Annotated in this window: 1 protein-coding gene; it reads right to left on the bottom strand. The window is 68.2% G+C overall.

The window, feature by feature from the left end; genetic code table 11:
- Positions 1 to 25 precede the first annotated feature (25 nt).
- The gene (locus JM949_RS35925; protein ID WP_203152471.1) at positions 26 to 1,264 is read right to left on the bottom strand and encodes an IS701 family transposase; all 1,239 of its coding nucleotides are present in this window, start codon (positions 1,262 to 1,264) and stop codon (positions 26 to 28) included.
- Positions 1,265 to 1,433 lie beyond the last annotated feature (169 nt).

The following is a 1,433-nucleotide window of genomic DNA, read 5'->3' as shown; positions in this document are numbered from 1 at the left end:
CTAGTACTCCAGCAGGAGATCCGTTTCAGGGCTCGATGAGGGCTTGTCGGGCGTAGTGGCTGATCTTGGCGTCGGCTTGGTGCTGGCGTCGGAAGATGGACCAGGCGATGACGTCGGTGACGCGTCGGGTGGGTTCGATGATCAGGGCGTGGAACAGTCGTCGGAGTTCGTTGACGGTGATCGGGATCAGGCCGTGCGGGCTGGTGGTGTTGGCCGCTGCTGCGGCGGCGAGGAACGCGTGAGCGGCGATGACGAGGGTGGTCCAGCGGTGCCAGGCTCGCCAGCGGCGGTGCTGGTGCTGGTCCAGGCCGAGGCCGGTTTTGGTGGCCTGGAACGATTCCTCGATGCTCCAGCGTCTGCCGGCGACGGCGACGAGGTGGTGCAGCGGCACGAGCTGCGGTGACCAGCAGCGGTAGAACGCCAGCTCACCGGTGGTGCGGTTGCGGCGGATCAGCAGCCAGTGGTGACCGTCGTGCTGGTCGGTGGCCAGGGGCAGGGTGATGAACGCCCAGTCGTAGTAGCGGTGCCCTTTCGCTCCCTGGCCGGCGGAGATCCGCTGCCACGCCCGCGCTGGGAGGCCGGTGGCGATTTGGTCTGCTCGCTGGATGCCCAGTCCGGTCGGGACTCGGTGCGAGCAGGCGACCGCGAGGACGTAGCCGAGTCGATGCTCGCGTAACGCCGCGGCCAGGTGCGGGTCACCGCCGTAGGCCTCGTCGCCAGCAACCCACCGGCATGGCAACCCGCCCGCGAGGGCGGTGTCGATCAGCCGGCGTGCCAGCTGCGGTTTCGTGGCGAAGCCGACGGTGTCGGGCACCCCGGCCTCCACCCGTCGCCCGGGATCGTCGGTCCACGCCTTCGGCAGGTAGAGAGCGACGTCGAGCAGGGTGTGCCCGGCGGGTGAGGCATAGGACAGGTGGACCGCGAGCTGACAGTTCTCGACCTTCCCGGCGGTGCCGGAATACTGCCGTTGCACGCCGACGGTGTGCACGCCCTTCTTCAGATCCCCGGTCTCGTCGATCACCAGGACACCGTCGGGGTGCCCGAGTTTGACCGCGACGAAGTCCCGCACGTCGGCGCGGACCTGCGCGTCGTCCCACCTGGCCCGACCGATCAGGTCCTGCATCCCTGCCGGCCCGTCATCACCGGCGTGTTCCGCGATCGTCCAACAGTTCTTGCTCGGCAGCGGTGCCAACAGCCCGGCCATGAAGTCCCGCACCCGCCGGCGAGGCTCAGGCCTGGCGAAGCGCGACGCGACCACGTCCATCAGCTCGTCGAACAGCCCCAACCATCGCTGGGCGTCTACTCTGTAGGCGGCAGCCACCGCCGCATCTTGGGTCCACACAACCACGAGACTCAGCGGTGGCTGTTCCATGCCCACGGACAAAACCACACCGCCCCAGCAGGTCAGAACGGATCTCCTGCTGGAGTACTAG

This window comes from Micromonospora tarensis (assembly GCF_016803395.1).
In the GTDB taxonomy this organism is placed as follows: domain Bacteria; phylum Actinomycetota; class Actinomycetes; order Mycobacteriales; family Micromonosporaceae; genus Micromonospora; species Micromonospora tarensis.
The sequence above is the reverse complement of the archived record's forward strand: the minus strand, read 5'-3'. Positions and strand labels throughout refer to the sequence as shown.

What these genes read in the sequence shown, in the direction of transcription:
- JM949_RS35925 (WP_203152471.1), bottom strand. Translation starts at nt 1,264, where the DNA reads ATGGACGTGGTCGCGTCGCGCTTCGCCAGGCCTGAGCCTCGCCGGCGG.